At 58.7% G+C, this 17,694-nt stretch carries 17 protein-coding genes; 7 read left to right on the forward strand and 10 right to left on the reverse strand.

Annotated features, from left to right (window positions below; translation table 11 throughout):
• Positions 1 to 58: 58 nt before the first annotated feature.
• Entirely contained in the window at positions 59 to 1,198 is a 1,140-nt protein-coding gene (locus tag Q0V31_RS15250) for an alkane 1-monooxygenase (RefSeq protein WP_298188885.1), read from the reverse strand.
• Positions 1,199 to 1,446: 248 nt separating this feature from the next.
• On the opposite strand from Q0V31_RS15250, the gene Q0V31_RS15255 reads away from it, so the two are divergent.
• The 4 genes from Q0V31_RS15255 (at position 1,447) to ligA (ending at position 9,041) form a co-directional block, all read left to right on the forward strand.
• Positions 1,447 to 2,106, forward strand: a complete 660-nt coding sequence (locus Q0V31_RS15255; RefSeq protein WP_298188887.1) for a GntR family transcriptional regulator — start codon at positions 1,447 to 1,449, stop codon at positions 2,104 to 2,106.
• Between the two features lie 12 nt (positions 2,107 to 2,118).
• Complete coding sequence (gene smc / locus Q0V31_RS15260) at positions 2,119 to 5,607, forward strand: chromosome segregation protein SMC (protein WP_298188889.1); 3,489 nt, start codon at positions 2,119 to 2,121, stop codon at positions 5,605 to 5,607.
• Between the two features lie 181 nt (positions 5,608 to 5,788).
• Positions 5,789 to 6,610, forward strand: coding sequence for a cell division protein ZipA (gene zipA / locus Q0V31_RS15265; RefSeq protein WP_298188891.1), 822 nt, complete (start codon positions 5,789 to 5,791; stop codon positions 6,608 to 6,610).
• A 61-nt stretch (positions 6,611 to 6,671) separates the two neighbouring features.
• Entirely contained in the window at positions 6,672 to 9,041 is a 2,370-nt protein-coding gene (gene ligA / locus Q0V31_RS15270) for an NAD-dependent DNA ligase LigA (RefSeq protein WP_298188893.1), read from the forward strand.
• 108 nt (positions 9,042 to 9,149) lie between these two features.
• On the opposite strand, the gene queD is transcribed toward ligA, so the two are convergent.
• The 3 genes from queD to Q0V31_RS15285 form a co-directional block, all read right to left on the reverse strand.
• Positions 9,150 to 9,506, reverse strand: coding sequence for a 6-carboxytetrahydropterin synthase QueD (gene queD / locus Q0V31_RS15275; protein WP_090241991.1), 357 nt, complete (start codon positions 9,504 to 9,506; stop codon positions 9,150 to 9,152).
• Positions 9,507 to 9,609: 103 nt separating this feature from the next.
• On the reverse strand, positions 9,610 to 10,743 hold the full coding sequence (locus Q0V31_RS15280; RefSeq protein WP_298188896.1) for a catalase family protein: 1,134 nt from the start codon (positions 10,741 to 10,743) through the stop codon (positions 9,610 to 9,612).
• Between the two features lie 50 nt (positions 10,744 to 10,793).
• Positions 10,794 to 12,668, reverse strand: a complete 1,875-nt coding sequence (locus Q0V31_RS15285; RefSeq protein ID WP_298188898.1) for a cytochrome c — start codon at positions 12,666 to 12,668, stop codon at positions 10,794 to 10,796.
• Between the two features lie 160 nt (positions 12,669 to 12,828).
• Here Q0V31_RS15285 and Q0V31_RS15290 point away from each other — a divergent pair, with 160 nt between their 5' ends.
• A complete protein-coding gene (locus tag Q0V31_RS15290) occupies positions 12,829 to 13,296 on the forward strand; it encodes a DUF3429 domain-containing protein (protein ID WP_298188900.1) in 468 nt (155 codons plus the stop codon).
• On the opposite strand, the gene Q0V31_RS15295 is transcribed toward Q0V31_RS15290, so the two are convergent.
• The 6 genes from Q0V31_RS15295 to Q0V31_RS15320 form a co-directional block, all read right to left on the reverse strand.
• On the reverse strand, positions 13,264 to 13,815 hold the full coding sequence (locus tag Q0V31_RS15295; protein WP_298188902.1) for an AAA family ATPase: 552 nt from the start codon (positions 13,813 to 13,815) through the stop codon (positions 13,264 to 13,266). The two genes, Q0V31_RS15290 and Q0V31_RS15295, sit on opposite strands and share 33 nt — an antisense overlap.
• Positions 13,812 to 14,378 carry a nicotinamide riboside transporter PnuC gene (pnuC, locus tag Q0V31_RS15300; protein WP_298188904.1) on the reverse strand — a complete coding sequence of 189 codons (567 nt, stop codon included), beginning with the start codon at positions 14,376 to 14,378 and terminating at the stop codon, positions 13,812 to 13,814. Before pnuC ends, Q0V31_RS15295 begins: the two co-directional genes overlap by 4 nt.
• Before the next feature lie 244 nt (positions 14,379 to 14,622).
• Complete coding sequence (locus tag Q0V31_RS15305; RefSeq protein WP_298191094.1) at positions 14,623 to 14,838, reverse strand: DUF2970 domain-containing protein; 216 nt, start codon at positions 14,836 to 14,838, stop codon at positions 14,623 to 14,625.
• A gap of 47 nt (positions 14,839 to 14,885) precedes the next feature.
• Positions 14,886 to 15,116, reverse strand: coding sequence for a DUF1272 domain-containing protein (locus tag Q0V31_RS15310; protein ID WP_298188905.1), 231 nt, complete (start codon positions 15,114 to 15,116; stop codon positions 14,886 to 14,888).
• Between the two features lie 168 nt (positions 15,117 to 15,284).
• Positions 15,285 to 15,554: a hypothetical protein gene (locus Q0V31_RS15315; RefSeq protein ID WP_298188907.1), complete on the reverse strand. Its 270-nt coding sequence runs from the start codon at positions 15,552 to 15,554 to the stop codon at positions 15,285 to 15,287.
• 241 nt (positions 15,555 to 15,795) lie between these two features.
• Positions 15,796 to 16,875 (reverse strand): patatin-like phospholipase family protein, encoded by a 1,080-nt coding sequence (locus tag Q0V31_RS15320; RefSeq protein ID WP_298188909.1) that lies wholly within the window; start codon positions 16,873 to 16,875, stop codon positions 15,796 to 15,798.
• 193 nt (positions 16,876 to 17,068) lie between these two features.
• Here Q0V31_RS15320 and Q0V31_RS15325 point away from each other — a divergent pair, with 193 nt between their 5' ends.
• The gene (locus Q0V31_RS15325) at positions 17,069 to 17,377 is read left to right on the forward strand and encodes a PepSY domain-containing protein (RefSeq protein ID WP_298188911.1); all 309 of its coding nucleotides are present in this window, start codon (positions 17,069 to 17,071) and stop codon (positions 17,375 to 17,377) included.
• Positions 17,377 to 17,694: a PepSY domain-containing protein gene (locus Q0V31_RS15330; RefSeq protein ID WP_298188913.1), complete on the forward strand. Its 318-nt coding sequence runs from the start codon at positions 17,377 to 17,379 to the stop codon at positions 17,692 to 17,694. The genes Q0V31_RS15325 and Q0V31_RS15330 overlap by 1 nt, the downstream gene beginning before the upstream one ends.

The raw sequence follows: 17,694 nt of genomic DNA on the forward strand, positions 1-17,694 counted from the left end.
CTGGCTGCATTAAGCGCATGCCCCGACTGTTGTGTGGCGAGTTGCAGAGGCTGCACAATTAGGAGCGCGTCAATTGTGAGTCGCTCAGTTGATGCTCTTCGCCGGCGTAATACGCACGTACGCGGGGGTCCATTACCGCCCGCCATAGTGGTGGGAAGAGCGCCAGGACAACCATGCCGGCGTAACCATTGGGCAGTTGTGGGCTGTCATCGAAGTGGCGCAACACCTGATAACGGCGTTTGGCATTGGCGTGATGATCTGAGTGTCGTTGTAGATGAAACAGAAATAGATTGGTCAGCAGGAAGTTGCTGTTCCATGAGTGTGTTCGGTTGGTGCGTTCGTACCGGCCATTCTCCAGCTTACGGCGGTGCAGGCCGTAATGCTCGACGTAGTTGACGATCTCCAGCAGGGTAAATGCGACCACCGATTGCGCAATAAAAAACAGTGCGCCGAGCCAGCCGAGCGCGAGGCTGAAGCCAAGCAGAAATAGCCCGCTGAGCGCATACCAACCAAGCAACTCGTTGCGCCAGTGCAGGGCGGGTAGGTTCTTGCGCTTCAGGCGTTCGGCTTCAAGTTTCCAGGCGTTGAGAAAGTTGTGTTTGTAAGCATGCGGCAGAAAGGCATACAGGCTCTGGCCATAACGCGAGGAGCTGGCATCTTCCGGGGTGGAGACATGCACGTGGTGGCCGCGTACATGCTCGATCTTGAAACCGCCATAGCAGACGGCTGCGAGCAACAGGCCGCCAGCGTTCTGCTCAAGCGCCGGGTCTTTATGGATGAGTTCGTGGGCCACGGTGATGCCAATTGAGCCGGTTACCGTACCAACGGATAGCACCCAGCCTAACTGGCCGAGCCAGTTCCAGGCTGCATGGTTGACGAATACCCAGCCGGCCCAGCCGAGCATGCCGATTAAAGCCGGCACAGCGGCCAGGCTCAATAGGCGGTAGTAGCCTTGCTGCTGCATGCGAGGGACCTGCACGGCTTCATCGGGGTTGGCCGGGTCACGCCCGACAAGCAAGTCCAGCAGCGGAATCACGCCAAAAACCACCACGACCACCAGCCACGGCCATGCGTTGCTGTATGGGCTATGCAAGGACGAGTAATAGCTCATGGGGATGCCCACGACAGAGATCAACCAAAGCCAGTAGCCGATGCTTTTGATGGCGAGCATCCAGTTGGAGGGCAGACGTTCGAACATGCTGGCGTCCTATCCTTGATGTTGAATAAAAGGTATTGCCTGATTGTAGGACAATCGCAGGTTCTCGCCATGTTGCAAACGCAGATCTTTTGCTTGCCAGGCGCACTCAGGCAGCCTTGGCCCGGTAACGGCCTGTGTTACACTCGCGCCCCGCGCTGCAGCGCCCAAGCCATGCCTGGCGAGGGCTTAAACCGCTTTATGTCCCCTTGCTTGCCCCCGATTAGGTCAGATAGAGCCTAAGGATCATCATGACGTTCAAGGCACCGGATAGCCTCGCAGAGCAGATTGCCCATCACCTTGCAGAGCGCATCATTCGTGGTGAGCTAAAGGCGCGTGAGCGAATTCAGGAGCAGAAGGTCACCCAGGCCCTGAATGTCAGCCGTGGCTCGGTGCGCGAAGCACTGCTGATTCTTGAGCGTCGTCACCTGATCGTGATCCCGCCGCGTCGCGGTGCTCAGGTCGCTGAGCTGACGGCAGACAACGTCAAGAGCCTGTATGCTCTGGTGACGGAGTTGTACATCCTGCTGGGCAAGGCGGTGGCCGACAGTTGGCAGGTTGAGGGCGATTTGCGGGCGTTTCTACTGATTCAGCAGCGCCTGCAAGACAGCATGCAGCGTGAGGATATCCACGGCTTTGTGGAAGGTAGCTTCGACATCATGCGTGCTGCGTTTCCGTTCTCCAACAATGTCTACTTGCAGGAAACCGTGGAGAACCTGCTGCCAGCCATCAGCCGCACCTATCACCTGGCGCTGGAGCGGCGCAAAGGCGAAATGGGCCAGTTCCTCAATACCTTTGCGGCCCTGCTGCAGGCGATAATCGCCCGTGATCATCAGGCCGTTCGTCAGGTGTTGCTGGGGTACGGTGAGCACAATTGCCAGCTGGTGCTGGCCGCATTGGCCGAGTCCTAAGGAAGGCAGCGCATGCGGCTCAAGTGCATCAAGCTCGCGGGGTTTAAATCCTTCGTTGATCCAACCACCGTCAACTTCCCCAGCAATATGGCGGCGGTGGTCGGGCCCAATGGTTGCGGCAAGTCGAACATCATCGACGCCGTGCGCTGGGTAATGGGCGAGAGTTCGGCGAAGAACCTGCGTGGCGAGTCGATGACCGACGTCATCTTCAATGGCTCGAACACGCGCAAGCCGGTCACCCAGGCCTCCATTGAGCTGATCTTCGACAACTCCGACGGCACCCTGACGGGCGAATACGCGGCCTATGCCGAGATCTCCATCCGCCGCCGGGTTACCCGCGACAGCCAGAACACCTACTTCCTCAACGGCATCAAGTGCCGCCGGCGCGACATCACCGACATCTTCCTCGGCACCGGCCTGGGCCCACGTAGTTACTCGATTATCGAGCAGGGCATGATCAGCAAGCTGATCGAAGCCAAGCCCGAGGACCTGCGCAATTTCATCGAAGAGGCCGCCGGCATCTCCAAGTACAAGGAGCGCCGCCGCGAAACCGAGAGCCGCATCCGCCGTACCCACGAGAACCTGGCGCGCCTGACCGACCTGCGTGAAGAACTGGAGCGCCAGCTCGATCGCTTGCATCGCCAGGCTCAGTCAGCGGAAAAATATCAGGAATATAAAGCCGAAGAGCGTCAGCTCAAGGCGCAGCTCACGGCTTTGCGTTGGCAGGCGTTGAACCAGCAGGTCGGTAGCCGCGAGGCGCTGATTAGTAGCCAGGAGGTTGCTTTCGAAGCGCTGGTAGCCGAGCAGCGCAATGCCGACGCGAGTATTGAACGACTGCGTGATGGTCACCATGAACTGAGTGAGCGCTTTAACCTGGTGCAGGGGCGTTTTTATTCGGTCGGCGGTGATATTGCCCGTATCGAGCAAAGCATCCAGCACGGCCAGCAACGCTTGCGTCAACTGCAGGACGATCTCAACGAGGCCGAGCGCGCGCGCCTGGAAACCGAGTCGCACCTGGGCCATGACCGCACCTTGCTGGCGACCCTTGATGAAGAGTTGCACATGCTCTTGCCTGAGCAAGAGCTGACTGCCGCCGCAGCGGAAGAGTCTGCAGCCGTACTGGAAGACTGCGAAAGCGCCATGCATGGCTGGCAGGAACAGTGGGACGGTTTCAACCAGCGCAGCGCCGAGCCACGGCGGCAGGCCGAGGTGCAGCAGTCGCGGATTGCCCAGCTGGAGCAGAGTCTTGAGCGTTTGGCCGAACGGCAGCGCCGTCTCAGCGATGAGCTGCAGCAATTGGCGGCCGACCCGGAAGATGCTGCGATTATCGAGTTGAGCGAAGAAATTGCGGCCAGTGAAATCAGCCTGGAAGACCTGCAGAGCGAAGAGCAGCAGCAGGCCGAACATTTGCAGCAGCTGCGCAATGACTTGCAGCAAAGCGGCCAGGCCCAGCAGCAGGCGCAAGGTGAGTTGCAACGCCTAAATGGTCGCCTGGCCTCACTGGAAGCCTTGCAGCAGGCCGCTCTCGATCCCGGCAAGGGCGTAGGCGACTGGCTGCGCGACCAGCAACTGAGCGAGCGGCCGCGCTTAGCCGAAGGCTTACGCGTTGAAGCGGGTTGGGAGCTGGCGGTGGAAACCGTGCTGGGGGCTGACCTGCAGGCCGTGCTGCTGGATGACTTTAACAGCCTGGATTTCGCCGGCTTGAGCCAGGGCGATTTGCGTCTAGTCAGCCCGGGCAAGAACGGTGCGCGGGTGGCCGGCAGTTTGCTGGATAAGGTCGAAGCCAGTGTCGATCTGGCTCCCTGGCTGGGTCAGGTCAAGCCGGTGCAGAGCCTGGATGAAGCGCTGGCCGCACGCTTAAGCCTGGCTGAGGGTGAAAGCCTGATCAGCCGTGACGGCTATTGGGTGGGTCGGCATTTTTTGCGGGTGCGGCGCGCCAGCGAAGCGGAAAGTGGCGTGTTGGCCCGTGGCCAGGAAATTCAACGTCTGAGTTTGGACTGTGAGGAGCGTGAGGCGGCGCTGGCTTTGCTCGATGAGCGCTTGGTGCATTTGCGCGAAAGCCAGCGCACCCAAGAAGAACAGCGCGAGCAGCAGCGTCGCCAGGCACAAGAGCAAGCGCGGCGCCTTGCTGAGCTGAAAGCGCGGCTGTCGGCCGGGCAAGCGAAGGTCGAGCAACTGGTGCTGCGGCGTAAGCGCCTGGACAGCGAGCTGCTTGAGCTGAGCGAACAGCGAGAAATCGAACATGAACAGTTGGGTGAGTCGCGCCTGCATCTGCAGGACGCCCTGGATGCCATGGCCTCTGACAACGATGAGCGGGAAAGCCTGCTGGCACGGCGTGACAGCTTGCGTGAGCGCCTCGATCGCGTTCGCCAGGAAGCTCGCCAGCACAAGGATCACGCCCACCAGCTAGCCGTGCGCCTGGGTTCGTTGCAAGCCCAGCATGACTCGACCCAGCAAGCCTTGCAGCGTCTTGAGTTACAGGCCGAGCGCCTGCACGAGAAACGCGAGCAGCTCGACCTTAATCTGGAGGAGGGCGCTGCACCGCTGGAAGAGCTGCGCATGAAGCTTGAAGAACAGCTCGATAAGCGCATGGCCGTTGAAGACGAACTCAAACTGGCGCGCCTGGCCCTGGAAGATGCCGATCGTGAACTGCGTGACGCGGAAAAGCGCCGCACCCAGGCCGAACAGCAGGCGCAGTTACTGCGTGGTCAGTTGGAGCAGCAGCGGATGGACTGGCAATCCCTCAGCGTACGCCGTAAAGCGCTGCAGGAGCAGTTGCTGGAAGACAATTACGACCTGCATGGGGTGCTCGCCAGCTTGCCGGTCGAGGCCAGTGAGAAAGCCTGGGAAGATGAGCTTGAGCGTCTGGCTGCGCGTATCCAGCGCCTGGGGCCGATCAACCTGGCGGCAATTGACGAATACCAGCAGCAGTCTGAACGCAAACGCTACCTGGATGCACAGAATGCCGATCTGGTGGAGGCGTTGGATACGCTGGAAAACGTCATCCGCAAGATCGACAAGGAAACCCGCAATCGCTTCAAGGAAACCTTCGAGCAAATCAACGCGGGCTTGCAGGCGTTATTCCCGAAGGTCTTCGGCGGTGGCAACGCCTACTTGCAGCTGACCGGTGAAGACCTGCTGGATACCGGGGTAACGATCATGGCGCGCCCGCCGGGCAAGAAGAACAGCACCATTCATTTGTTGTCTGGTGGGGAGAAGGCGCTCACCGCATTGGCGCTGGTCTTTGCCATCTTCAAACTCAACCCGGCACCGTTCTGCATGCTCGACGAAGTCGATGCGCCACTGGATGATGCCAACGTTGGGCGTTATGCCCGATTGGTTAAAGAAATGTCAGAAACCGTGCAGTTTATCTATATCACCCACAACAAAATCGCCATGGAAATGGCCGATCAATTGATGGGCGTGACCATGCATGAGCCGGGTTGTTCGCGTCTGGTGGCGGTAGATGTTGAAGAAGCCCTGGCGTTGGTCGAGTCCTGATGCGCGAGGCGGTGTAAAGTTGTCTTTCGTCGTGCTAGCTTAATGCGCATTGTTATTAAGCCTATCTGTTAAGGCAGGGAAAGGCCTGTCAGAACATGGGCTTGGCGTCACGTAAAAGAATTAGCAAAATGGCCTTGGATGGCCTTTTTCATCACATTATTTTTAGGGGTTAAGGTATTTCATGGAATTCGGTCTGCGCGAGTGGCTGATTGTCATCGGCATTATTGTGATCGCCGGCATCTTGTTTGATGGCTGGCGGCGAATGCGCGGTGGCAAGGGCAAACTTAAGTTCAAACTTGACCGCAGTTTTGCCAACCTGCCGGATGATGAAGATGATCCCAATCTGCTCAGCCAGCCGCGGGTTATTGATCGCAACCATGAGCCGGCTTTTGATGAGCAGGATCTGCCGTCGTTAAGCGCTCGTGAGTTGAACCGTCGCAGCGCCGAACCGCAGCAGGGGGACCTTAATCTGGGCCAGGAAGAGCCTGTCCCCACATTGCTCAACCCGGTTGATGGCGAGGTGGCTAAACCTTCGAACCAGGCTAAACAAAGCGCTAAAGAGTTGCCGCCGGTTGAGGAAGTCTTGGTCATTCATGTCATTGGCCGCGATGAAGAGGGCTTCAAAGGCCCGGCGTTGTTACAGAATATTCTGGAAAGTGGCCTGCGTTTTGGTGAAATGGATATCTTCCACCGTCACGAAAGCATGGCCGGTAATGGCGAAGTCCTGTTCTCCATGGCCAATGCACTGAAGCCTGGCACCTTTGATCTCGATGACATTGAGGGTTTCAGCACCCGTGCGGTGAGCTTCTTCCTTGGCTTGCCAGGCCCGCGCCACCCCAAGCAGGCGTTTGATGTAATGGTGGCGGCTGCGCGTAAATTGGCCCATGAACTCAATGGCGAGTTGAAGGATGATCAGCGCAGCGTGATGACTGCGCAAACTATCGAGCATTACCGCCAGCGCATTGTCGAATACGAGCGCAAGCAACTGACCAATAAGCGCTGAATTAACCCGTGAAGTAGAAAGAGCAGCCAAGGCTGCTCTTTTCGTTTGAGAGCACACCGCAATGACCGACGCCTCTATTGCCGCCCAGCGCATTCTGCAACTGCGAGCCGAACTGGATGGGCATAACTATCGCTATCACGTACTCGATGAGCCGAGTGTTCCGGACGCCGAATATGACCGCCTGTTCCATGAGCTAAAAGCCCTGGAGGCGGACTACCCGGCGCTGGTTACTGCGGATTCGCCAACCCAGCGGGTAGGCAGCCTGGCGCTTTCGGCCTTTGGCGAGATCAAGCATGAAGTACCGATGCTCAGCCTGGGCAATGCCTTCGAAGAAACCGACCTGCTGGATTTTGACCGTCGGGTGCGCGAGGGGCTGGATCTACCTGCGGGCGACTTGTTTGGCGGCGGCGCCGAGGTTGAGTACAGCTGCGAGCCTAAGCTCGACGGCCTGGCCGTCAGCCTGTTGTACCGTGATGGTTTGCTGGTGCGCGGCGCGACGCGCGGTGATGGCAGTACAGGCGAGGACATCAGCGTCAACGTGCGCACCATTCGTAATGTGCCGCTAAAACTGCAGGGCGAAGGTTGGCCAGCGGTGCTTGAGGTGCGTGGCGAAGTCTTTATGTCCAAGGCCGGCTTTGCCGCGCTTAACGCACGGCAACTGGAGCAGGGCGGCAAGACCTTCGCCAATCCACGTAACGCGGCGGCGGGCAGCTTGCGTCAGCTGGACTCAAAAATTACCGCCAGCCGTCCACTGGAGTTCTGCTGCTATGGCATCGGTCAGGTGCAGGGTGAGTTGCCGGCAACGCATATCGGCATTCTTGAGGCGCTAAAGCAGTGGGGTATGCCGATCAGTCGTGAGCTGAAGCTGGCCAAAGGCGCAGATGAATGCCTGGCGTATTACCGCGACATAGGCGAACGGCGTGAGTCGCTCGCCTATGAAATCGATGGCGTGGTATTCAAGGTCAATAGTCTGGCCTCTCAGCGCGAACTGGGCTTCCGGGCCCGCGAGCCGCGCTGGGCGATTGCCCACAAATTTCCGGCCTTGGAAGAGCTGACCGAACTGCTGGATGTGGAGTTTCAGGTCGGCCGCACTGGCGCCGTCACGCCTGTGGCGCGCTTGAAACCGGTCAAGGTGGCCGGCGTCACCGTTTCCAATGCCACGCTGCACAATATGGATGAAGTGGCGCGCCTGGGCGTGATGATTGGCGATACGGTGATTATCCGCCGCGCCGGTGATGTGATCCCCCAGGTGGTGCAGGTGGTGCTTGAGCGGCGTCCTGCGGATGCCAGGGCCGTGCAGATCCCCGAAAGCTGCCCAGTCTGCGGTTCGCATGTTGAGCGCACCCAGTTGGTTAAGCGCAGTAAGGGCAAGGAAACCTTCAGTGAAGGCTCGGTGTACCGCTGTGTCGGCCGTTTGGCCTGTGCTGCTCAGCTCAAGCAGGCGATCATTCATTTCGTCTCGCGGCGCGCTATGGATATTGAAGGCCTGGGCGACAAGACCATTGAGCAACTGGTTGATGAGGGGCTCATCACCTCACCAGCCGACCTGTACCGGCTCACGTACGAGCAGATCATCAACCTGGAGGGCTTTGCCGAGGTTTCCTGCAACAAGCTGCTGCAGGCCATTGCGGACAGCAAACAGCCCAGCCTGGCGCGCTTTATTTACGCCCTTGGCATACCTGATGTGGGTGAAGAGACGGCCAAGGTGCTGGCACGCGTATTGGCTTCGCTGGAGCGTGTTCAGCAAGCCCTCCCCGAGGTGCTGACCTACCTGCCGGATATCGGCCTTGAGGTGGCGTATGAGATCCACAGCTTCTTTGCAGACAGCCATAACCAGCAGGTGATTGCGGCGTTGCTGGCCAGCGATGAGTGTGGCCTGGCGCTCCAGGGGCAGGGCGAGCTCAGCGCCGAGTTCAGCGCCAGCGCTACGTTGGCGGGCATGCTCGATAAATTGCACATACCGTCAGTAGGCCCCGGTGGTGCGCAGAAGCTGGCGGATAAGTTCACCAGCCTGGAAGCCATCTTGGCGGCTGATTGGCTGGATATGCGGCAAACCTTGCCGGAGAAGCAAGCCAAAGCAGTGCGCGAATTTTTCGATAATGCGGCCAATGCCGAGCGCGCCCGCGCTATCGAGGCTCAGCTGCAAGCCTTTGGCATGCACTGGCACAGCGAGAAGAAAGTCATTGCAGGCTTGCCCCTGGCTGGGCAGACCTGGGTGCTGACTGGCAGCCTGGAGATCATGAGCCGCGATATCGCCAAGGCGAAGCTGGAAAGCCTGGGGGCTAAAGTGGCGGGTTCGGTGTCAGCGAAAACCAGCTGTGTGGTGGCGGGGCCTGGTGCCGGCTCGAAGTTGGCGAAAGCCAGCGAGTTAGGGCTGCGGGTAATGGATGAGGCGCAGTTTCTGTCAGCCTTGGCGGGCTTCGGCCTCTAGCCAGTACGGCCCCAAGTAAAGCCTGGGGCTGGACACCGCACTGAACGCTTGTGTTGTCGGTTGAGTCGCTTGCCTAGTGCCTTTAAGCAGGCACCAGGCAAGGTGCGATCAGTCGCCGCGGTATTCGCAGCCGCTGGTGCAGGTCTCGTGGATGCGAATGCGCGACAGTTCAGGCAGCAGTGGTTTGAGTTGCTGCCAGATCCACTTGGCCAGCACTTCACTGGTGGGGTTTTCCAGGCCAGGAATGTCGTTCAGGTAGTTGTGGTCGAGTTGCTCATACAGCGGCTTAAAGATCGCCTTGATCTCGGAGAAGTCACGAATCCAGCCGGTATAGGGGTCAACTTCGCCTTCGATATACACCGCCACTTTGAAGGAGTGGCCATGCAAACGGCCGCACTTGTGACCTTCAGGGACGTGAGGCAGGCGATGCGCGGCCTCGAACATAAACTCTTTGAACAGTTCCACGGAATTTCTCTCAGGTGTACGCGGCTAACAGCACGCTTAGCAAGGCGCGAATGTTACCAGCTCACGCGCGGTTAACCGAGTGTTGCGAGAATTGGATACAGTTTTATGGCTGGTTGCGCTCCAGTCGATAGCTGCTGACGGCCTCGTAGACCGCCTTTCTCAGGCGGTTTATGCCGCCAATCGGGCGATGTTCGGGGAGCGCATGCCAAGGGTTGAAGGCCAGGTTGTCACAGAGCAGGTTCTGCTCGCGGCTATCAAAATCCTGCGCCGGGACTTTAATCCTGGCGACCGTTTCATAGGGCGAGATGGCTTCGCTCCATTCGACGCTGGGGTCTTCGATAGGCATGTAGTATTCAGGGTTCTGCCGTTGCACCTGCAGGGCAAAGCAGGCCGGTACACGGTCCAGCGACAGCTGCCGATATAGCGCGGCGCGCAGGAAGTTCGGTAAGGCGTGGTTTGGTTCAGGCAGTTGATAGTCCGGGCAGGCTTCTGGTTGAGGAATCACCCTGTACTTGATGTTGTGCTCACCTAGCTTGAACGGGGCGATGGAGTTGTAGGTGGTCGCCAGCGGGGTGTGCGGGGCTGGGGCTAGGGTGCGCAGGGCAATGATCAGGTGGCGGATTTCCCAGGTACTCGGGTTCCAGCTGGGTAAAAAAGCCATGATCTTTTTGCCATCAGCCTGGGCCGCGAAGTTGCTCTGGTATTCAGCCACGTCACGCACAAAAAAGGCCGTGTGGTTGAACATCACAAAATCTTGTTCGCCTGCGTGCTGCGGGCTTTGGCTGAGCTTCTCTCCCGGCACATCCAGCAGTTTGATTGCCATGCCTCGCGCATCACGGGCTCTGTCGAACTGTGGGTAGGCGTTACCGTTGGACAGGCGCATCCAAGCTTGCCAGGTTTTCCCCGGCTCACTGAATACGCCGCGCTGCAAGCTGCTGTGCAGATCGCTGTTAACGGTGACTTCAGCCTTTACACAGCCATGTGCTTTGGCGTGCGCGTCGCGCAGCACACGGGTGTTGTCGCGGTGCTGCTCAACCACACGGATGGCATCTTCGATGATGCCTTGCGTCAGTGCAGCTTCATCGGCGGGGATTTGCTCTTCACTGGCCACCGGGCCGGAGAACTTCCGCTCGTAGTAAGCGGCTCCGATGGCCCAACCCCCCAGGCCGATTACCAGTACAAGCAGCAGTAACGTGCCCAGTACACGGCCGAAGCCCAGCCAAAGTCGTTTTAACATGGTCAATTCCTTTGCGTTGTTCTTTGTGGCGCTCTCAAGCCGTGCGCCGTTCAGTTCTGGCACGCCGGGCCAGGCGTCCAGGCTTTGGCTTTGACCGGCTGTAGTTGCTGCTCCAGCGCCGGGTTACCCAGCACCTTGAGGTATTCGACCAGCGCCCAGCGCTCTTCCGGTTGCAGGGCGCGGCCGACCACTCCGCCCTGACGGCAACCGGCGCGGAACTCATGGCCGCGGTTACTGTTGCCAGTCACCTGGGTGTCCAGCAGGAAACCGCCGCTGAATCGCTCACTGTTGTAGCCAACCTGCTTGGGGTTGAATTCGAAGTTACCCAGCCAAAACTGGGTTTGCCGTTCTGATACGGGCGATAACAGCTGAAACAAGGTCGGCACCGAACCATTATGTAAAAACGGCGGGGTGGCCCAGATGCCATCCAGTGGCCGGGCTTTGTAGCCACGTTTTTCCTGCACGCCAATCGGTAGGCCATAACCGTCCATGCGCCAGCGCTCACGGTCGGAGATAGCCGCATCCTGATAGGCGCGGTTTTCTACATAGGCGGTGATATAGGCCAGGGCCTTGGCGCTGGAGACACTGCGCATTTCGATATCGTCTACCGTCGCGCCAAACAGGCGCACATCCAGTTTGCTTAGTTCGGCTTTGCTCCAACCCAGTTTGCTGATATCGAAGCGGTGGTCGGCAATGTTGTCCGCGGTGGTTGAGTCGGTGCCGACGATTGAGGTCGGCACCACGCGCATGCGCCATTCAGGTTTGCGCGACGGGGCAAAGCTGTCATCGGTTTTTTTCGGGTCAGGCGCGTGGCAATACGCACAGTTCTCGGTGTACAGGGCGCGGCCACGGCTGGCCAGCGCCAAGTCGACCTTGCCGAATACGTCTTCCGGCCAGGCGGGTGGCTGCAGTTGCTTGAGGTTTTTTTCCAGGGTGCGCAAGTCGCGCAGGCGCACGCTTGAGCTGTAGCGCTCAGCTTCTGCAACGGGGTGGCCATCAGGATTGAATAGACGCAGGGTGGCGCCGACCCCCAGCGCTTCGCCGACATTGCGCGCCATGGGCTGCATGGCTGAGCCGTTCCACTGCACCCAGTCGAATTTCCAGATATCCCAGAGCTGCGGGTAACTTACCGGCGCATTGGCCACCCGGTAATTGCTCGGGTCGATGGCGTCGCCAAACACGCTGTTGGCGATACGCCCGAAAGCATCGGTACGGCCAAAGCCTTCTTCGGTGGGATAGAGGCCACGGTGCCAGTCATTGAAGGCTGTGCCCAGTAGGCGGTCGAGCACTATTTTGTAGTCGCGGCGCAGTTGTGCCTTATGGCTGCTGTATTCATCACCTAACACCTGTTTGGCGAAACGGCGGAATTTCAGCGGGTTGTAATAGGTGAACACCATGCTCATGCCGAGTGCCTGGCCAAAGCTGCCGCCACGCAGGGTGGGTACGGTGGACGCCAGCGAGTGCAGTGCTGCGCCGCCGTCAATCCGCACGGCCTGGCCTTTATAGCGCAGCTCGCCGGTGTGGCACGCTGCGCAGCTGATATCCAGGTAATGCTCGCCTGTTTCGGCGTCGGCGTGCCGAGCAAAACCAACCGGCAGGTTGCCCGGGTTGAGCGGCGTGGCTTGCTGGGCGGGGTCGATGAGGAAGCCGAAACGGGCGAGGTAATCCGGTGCGGCGAATTTGTCGGTGCTGAGGGGCAGCTCCAGAGCGCTGAACCATTCGTAGCGCAGGCCTTTCACCTGAGTGCCCTGGGGCGTGTAGTAGTAGGTCTGGCGCTTCTCTGCCGACCACTGATCAAGGTAGTGCAACGTGTCGGGCTGTTGATAAACCGGCAGATTGGGGTTAGCGATGAAATACAGGGCGATCAGTAGCCCAGCAACCAGCAACCCTAGAAGCCCATACAGCGTTCGGCGGAGAATGTGCATTGATACGTCCTTGTGACTCTTATTGTTTGTACGTTTTATGCCAACTGCAGCCGCGCATGGCAAGCAACCATTGTTGAGCTCATGCGGGATTCCCTTCGAGTTCCGCCGAAGATGGCTTTAAAGTACGGTGTATTCAGGATTGATTGACAGGAGCAGGGCCATGCATCCATTTGACGCGCCGCAGCCACCGAAATTGGCGTTGCTGCTGGGCTATATGGGCCTGGTGCCTTTTGTAAGCGGGGCTTTGGGTATTTGGGTCACCCCGGAGGGCTGGCGGGTGTTGGTGCTGGCGGCACTGCTGGATTATGCGGCGGTGATTCTGGCGTTTATGGGGGCGATCCACTGGGGCCTGGCCATGCGCGCAGAAGTTGCCAGCGAGCCGGCGCAGATGCAATTAGGCTTGTCCGTAATACCGCCCTTGCTGGGTTGGTTGGCGATCAGTGGCGGCTTGCCCATCGATTTGGCCTTGCCCTTATGCTTGCTGGCGTTCGGCGGCCTATATGCCGCTGATTTGCGGGCAGTTAAACTGGGCCTGGCTCCGCACTGGTACATCGGCCTGCGCCGCCCCCTGACGATTATCGTGTGCCTGAGCCTGCTATTGGCGTGGGCCAGTGTGCTGCTGCGTTGAGCTGAGCCAGACTGCCACGGCACTCAGGGTTTGTTCGCGACGTTGTACCCAGTTGCCCTTAACACTCAGCAGTGGCTGTTGGTGTAAGCGCAACCAGTGCTCGCACTGCTGATAGAAGGCCAGCCGTTGCGCCAGTTCCGGCTGGCAGCGTTGGCCATCATCGACCCAAGGTACATCGAGAGGGTCGAGTAGCAAATGCAGGTGGTAGTCGCGCTCAAGCAAGGCTTGCTCGATCCAGGCCGGGCAGTCGCCAAACAGCGTCTGGCTCCAGAGCAGATTACTCAGCAAGTGGGTGTCGAGAATCAGCAGTTCGGGGCGCGCCGCTCTAGCCTGGTCTTCCCAGGCTAATTGGCCTTGAGCAATGGCAGTGATATCGGCGTAACAGGTATCACGCTGCTCGCGCTCGATAAAGTGGCGCACGTATTCGCCCACCAGTTGCCCGCCAAAGGTTGCCTGGATTTGCCCGGCCAACCAGCTTTTGCCGCTGGACTCCGGCCCTGTCAGAACCAGCACCTTCATGCGCAGGCCAGGGCGCGATCACGGCGCCAGGTCAGCCAGCCATTAACTGCCAGCAAGGTGAATACCCCATACAGCGCCGCCGTCGGGTAAAGACCCTGTTGCACAAACAGGGCAACAAACAGCAGGTCCAGAATGATCCACAGGGGCCAGCATTCGACCCGTTTCTGAGCCATCCATACTTGGGCCACCAGGCTGAACGCGCTGAGTGCCGCATCCTGCCACGGCGCTGAAGCGTCGGTGAACGTGGCCATCAGGTAACCGAGAATAAGTGCCGCGACGGCGCCGATCGCAAGACTAGCCAGTATGCCTTGCTGGCTTAGTCGGCTGACCTGTACACCGCTATGACTGCTGCCGCCTCGTGTCCATTGCCACCAGCCGTAGCCTTGTAGAACGGCATACACGCCCTGCAGCAACATGTTCGAGTACAGTTTGCCGTCATAAAAAATCCAGGCGTACATCAACACCATCACTAGGCCCAGTGGCCAACACCAGCGGTTCTGTCGTACGGTTAGCCAGACGGCCCATACGCCAAGGGCTGAAGCGATAAGTTCTAGAGTCGACACAGTGCACCGATTAAACAGCTATAAACAGCCGGCGATTGTAGCGACTGTCACGCGTGACGTCTTGGCTGCAAAGCGGCGTATGCCGGCCGGATGGCAAAGGTGCTAGAGGTGCGCTTAGACGGCAAAGTGCTAGCGACAGCGTGGCAATGTGCCAAGCTACGGGCGGGCCGTTCGGCAATTCAGTGGGGTTACCGAGCAGCGCTCAAGGTTTATGGGGGTTTCATCAAACCGCTGTTGCCGTGAATCAAACGCCCGCCAGGTGCAGCACCAGTTTGACTACAGCGAAGATCACCAGCACAAACACGACGGTGAACAGCACGCCGAGGATGATGAAGTGACTCGGTTTGCCACGTGAAAAATCACGGCTACGGTTCTTCCCGCTCTGCACCCCGAGCGCGGCACTTAATACGCTTTGCAGCATTTCCCAAAGCGTCAACGGTTTGTCTTGTTCATCGTCCATCATGCAGTCCTCCTGTGCACACAGCTTAGCTGCTAGCGCTGCTAAGGCTAGGCTTCAGGCTTGTTGATGCGCTCGGTGGATGCCGGGTATTGCACTAATTTGCTTGACGGTCGACGCGGTCGTTGCAGTAACTCACCGGCACAATTCGGACAGGTGCCTTGTAGGGTGTGGGCACATGCTCGGCAAAAAGTGCACTCGAATGAGCAGATCAGCGCATCGGTTGAATCCGCGGGAAGGTCACGGTCACAGTTTTCACAGTTGGGGCGCAATTGCAGCATGGCAGGCTCCTAGTAAAGGCTCAGCCTGCTGAGCATAAACGCTCTTGCTCAAGTGCAGAAAATGCTTCGATGCGACTATGGGCACATGCAGTGCGCAATAAGGGAGGTTAAGGGCTCTGCTTAAGAAAGGGCCGATAGGCCGTACAGAGCCCTTGCGAGGGGCGCGGATTACTCCGGCATGCTCCACGGCTCCAAGCTGAAGCCTTGCTGACTAAGTTGTTCACGGGACTGCTTGAGCAGGTCGGCAAACTGCACAGGATCGCTGTAAATGTTGCTGGACAGCTGAGTGCGGCCGAGCAGTCGGGTGCTGGTACGGTCGATTACACTCAGGCTGAGGTTGCCAGTACCATCTTGCGGGGCCCAGGCCACGCATTGGAAAGGTTGAAAGGCGCGGTCGGCAATCAGCAAAGCTTCGTTAAAACGCAGCGGTGCGTTCATGGGGTCGGTTTCTCCGAGGTGATCCCAAATACACAAGAGCAAGCGCTTGACTCACGCTTGCCAGTCATAGCTGTTGATGAACGAAGTTGACTAAGAAGTCACATGTTGGCCAAAAAATGCACGTAATTGTCCGATAACTAACACGCTTGTCGGATCAACGAGTAGGGAAGGGTGAATACGCGCTGCATCTTGGCAGCCGCGACCATGCCTGGATGATTGACCTGATCGCAGCCACGGATTGTCAAAGTGCTTGTAGGCACTCGCCCAGTCGGCCGGTTTCGACCAGTTCGAGAAACTCATCGCCCAGTCGCTGGCTCTCGCTCATGGCTGTGCGCCAATAGCGTTCGCGACCGGCATCATCGTCCAGGTAACGGCTGAAATCCTTGCGGTCTGGGAGTTTGCCGTGGGGCAGGCGTGCCAGGTAGTCACGTGAGGGGGCGAGTAACAGCACATCCTGTAGACGACCAGCATCGCCGCGCCGCCAGGGCATGCTTTTGTCGAACCAGCCGGGGATGACCTTGTCGGTGAAATGAGGGTAGAGCACGATGTCATCGCCGCTGTAAGGCAGGTCGAGGTGGTAATCGAGCAGGCCGCCATCGCGGTAGGTGCCGGGGCCGGCACCCGGTATATCGCGCACCCCTTGCATGATCATCGGGATCGAACCCGAGGCCAGCAGCGCATGACGCAAGTTGCCGCTATCGAGTTGCAAGTAGCGTGAAGGAAAGTCATTCAGCGCGGCCAATGGCGGCGCCAGGCGCGCATCATGCAAAATCACCCGTTCAAAGTGTTTGCCCAGGCGCGGGCGGCCCAGCAGGTTACTGCCAATTACCGAAGACAAACCCAGGCCGAGCGCGCCACGATGATCGTGCTGCAGCAGGCCATGGCTTTTCACCACAACTATATTCAGGCGGTAGTGGGGGTTGCTAAGAATGCTTGCCTCGTCGTTGCCGAGTAGCTGTTCGAGCATCAGGCTACAGCTGCTCGACACCTGCGCCATGCTCACGCCTTTGGCAAAGCGCTGCGAGGTATACAGCTCGCCAAGGCGGCGCAGGCCGGCAGCTGCATCTGGCAAGCAAGCACTGGCGAAACGCCAGGAGCCGATGGACGCACCAATCAGCGAGCGTTCACGGGGCGCACGTTGCAGCCAATCACCAAACAGTGCCAGGTCCAGCCCTTGAATACCCAGCGCCTTCGGCCCGCCAGCGGCTCCTGGCAGAATACCGACGTCGGCCGGCTGTAGCCCCTGCTCGCGAATGCGGGCGAGGGCGCGTTTGCCGGCTTTAATAGTCAGAGCAGGGGACTTGATTACTATCGCACTCATGTGGGCCTCTATCGCGCAGGCTGCGATTATAGAGCGCCTGCCACTGAGGCCAAGCGACTTCAGCATATGAATGAGTAGGCATGCCTGGGAGAGTCAGGTGGCGCTATAAGAGGCTTCAGCGCATTCAGCTTGAATTAAGTCGTGTTGAGTAACCTGGACTTCTTAGAAAGCCAACGCCATAAGGAACTTAAAGATGAATACATTGACTGCTGTTTTTGCCACTGCTGCCCTGAGCCTGACTGTCGGTTTGGCACAAGCTCGTGACTTAGGCCCGGATGAAACGCTGAAACTGCGTGACGCCGGCACCATCCAGCCCTTCGAAAAACTCAATGCTACTGCCCTGGCGCTACACCCTGGCAGTAAGGCTGAAGACACTGAACTGGAAGAAGAATACGGCCGTTACGTTTACCAGGTCGAAGTGCGTGACGCCCAAGGAGTGCAATGGGATGTTGAACTGGACGCCACTAACGCTCAAGTTCTGAAAAACCAGCGAGACGACTGATGCCCCCCAGCCCTTGGTGTACACGCATATGTCTAACCGGGCTGCTGCTGGCGTTAGCATTCAGCAGCAGTGCGCGTGAGCTCGATCAGGATGAAGCATTACGGCTACGTCGCGAGGGGCAAATCCTGCCACTGGAACAGGTGCTGCAGATGGCTATGCAAAGCCATCCCGGTGCCGTTCTACTGGAAGTCGAGTTGGAAGAAGAGGACGGCGTATTGGTTTACGAAGTCGAATTGATCACCGAGCAAGGTATTGTGCGCGAGTTAGAACTGCACGCCAGCACCGGCGAAGTGCTCAAGGATGAGGTGGAAGACTGA

Origin of the sequence: uncultured Pseudomonas sp. (assembly GCF_943846705.1) — a bacterium.
GTDB lineage: Bacteria > Pseudomonadota > Gammaproteobacteria > Pseudomonadales > Pseudomonadaceae > Aquipseudomonas.

Excerpts from the sequence above, each read along its gene's own strand:
- Q0V31_RS15250 (WP_298188885.1), bottom strand. The coding sequence starts at position 1,198 with ATGTTCGAACGTCTGCCCTCCAACTGGATGCTCGCCATCAAAAGCATC.
- Q0V31_RS15255 (WP_298188887.1), top strand. The coding sequence starts at position 1,447 with ATGACGTTCAAGGCACCGGATAGCCTCGCAGAGCAGATTGCCCATCAC.
- smc (WP_298188889.1), top strand. The coding sequence starts at position 2,119 with ATGCGGCTCAAGTGCATCAAGCTCGCGGGGTTTAAATCCTTCGTTGAT.
- zipA (WP_298188891.1), top strand. The coding sequence starts at position 5,789 with ATGGAATTCGGTCTGCGCGAGTGGCTGATTGTCATCGGCATTATTGTG.
- ligA (WP_298188893.1), top strand. The coding sequence starts at position 6,672 with ATGACCGACGCCTCTATTGCCGCCCAGCGCATTCTGCAACTGCGAGCC.
- Q0V31_RS15280 (WP_298188896.1), bottom strand. The coding sequence starts at position 10,743 with ATGTTAAAACGACTTTGGCTGGGCTTCGGCCGTGTACTGGGCACGTTA.
- Q0V31_RS15285 (WP_298188898.1), bottom strand. The coding sequence starts at position 12,668 with ATGCACATTCTCCGCCGAACGCTGTATGGGCTTCTAGGGTTGCTGGTT.
- Q0V31_RS15290 (WP_298188900.1), top strand. The coding sequence starts at position 12,829 with ATGCATCCATTTGACGCGCCGCAGCCACCGAAATTGGCGTTGCTGCTG.
- Q0V31_RS15295 (WP_298188902.1), bottom strand. The coding sequence starts at position 13,815 with ATGAAGGTGCTGGTTCTGACAGGGCCGGAGTCCAGCGGCAAAAGCTGG.
- Q0V31_RS15305 (WP_298191094.1), bottom strand. The coding sequence starts at position 14,838 with ATGGACGATGAACAAGACAAACCGTTGACGCTTTGGGAAATGCTGCAA.
- Q0V31_RS15310 (WP_298188905.1), bottom strand. The coding sequence starts at position 15,116 with ATGCTGCAATTGCGCCCCAACTGTGAAAACTGTGACCGTGACCTTCCC.
- Q0V31_RS15315 (WP_298188907.1), bottom strand. The coding sequence starts at position 15,554 with ATGAACGCACCGCTGCGTTTTAACGAAGCTTTGCTGATTGCCGACCGC.
- Q0V31_RS15320 (WP_298188909.1), bottom strand. The coding sequence starts at position 16,875 with ATGAGTGCGATAGTAATCAAGTCCCCTGCTCTGACTATTAAAGCCGGC.
- Q0V31_RS15325 (WP_298188911.1), top strand. The coding sequence starts at position 17,069 with ATGAATACATTGACTGCTGTTTTTGCCACTGCTGCCCTGAGCCTGACT.
- Q0V31_RS15330 (WP_298188913.1), top strand. The coding sequence starts at position 17,377 with ATGCCCCCCAGCCCTTGGTGTACACGCATATGTCTAACCGGGCTGCTG.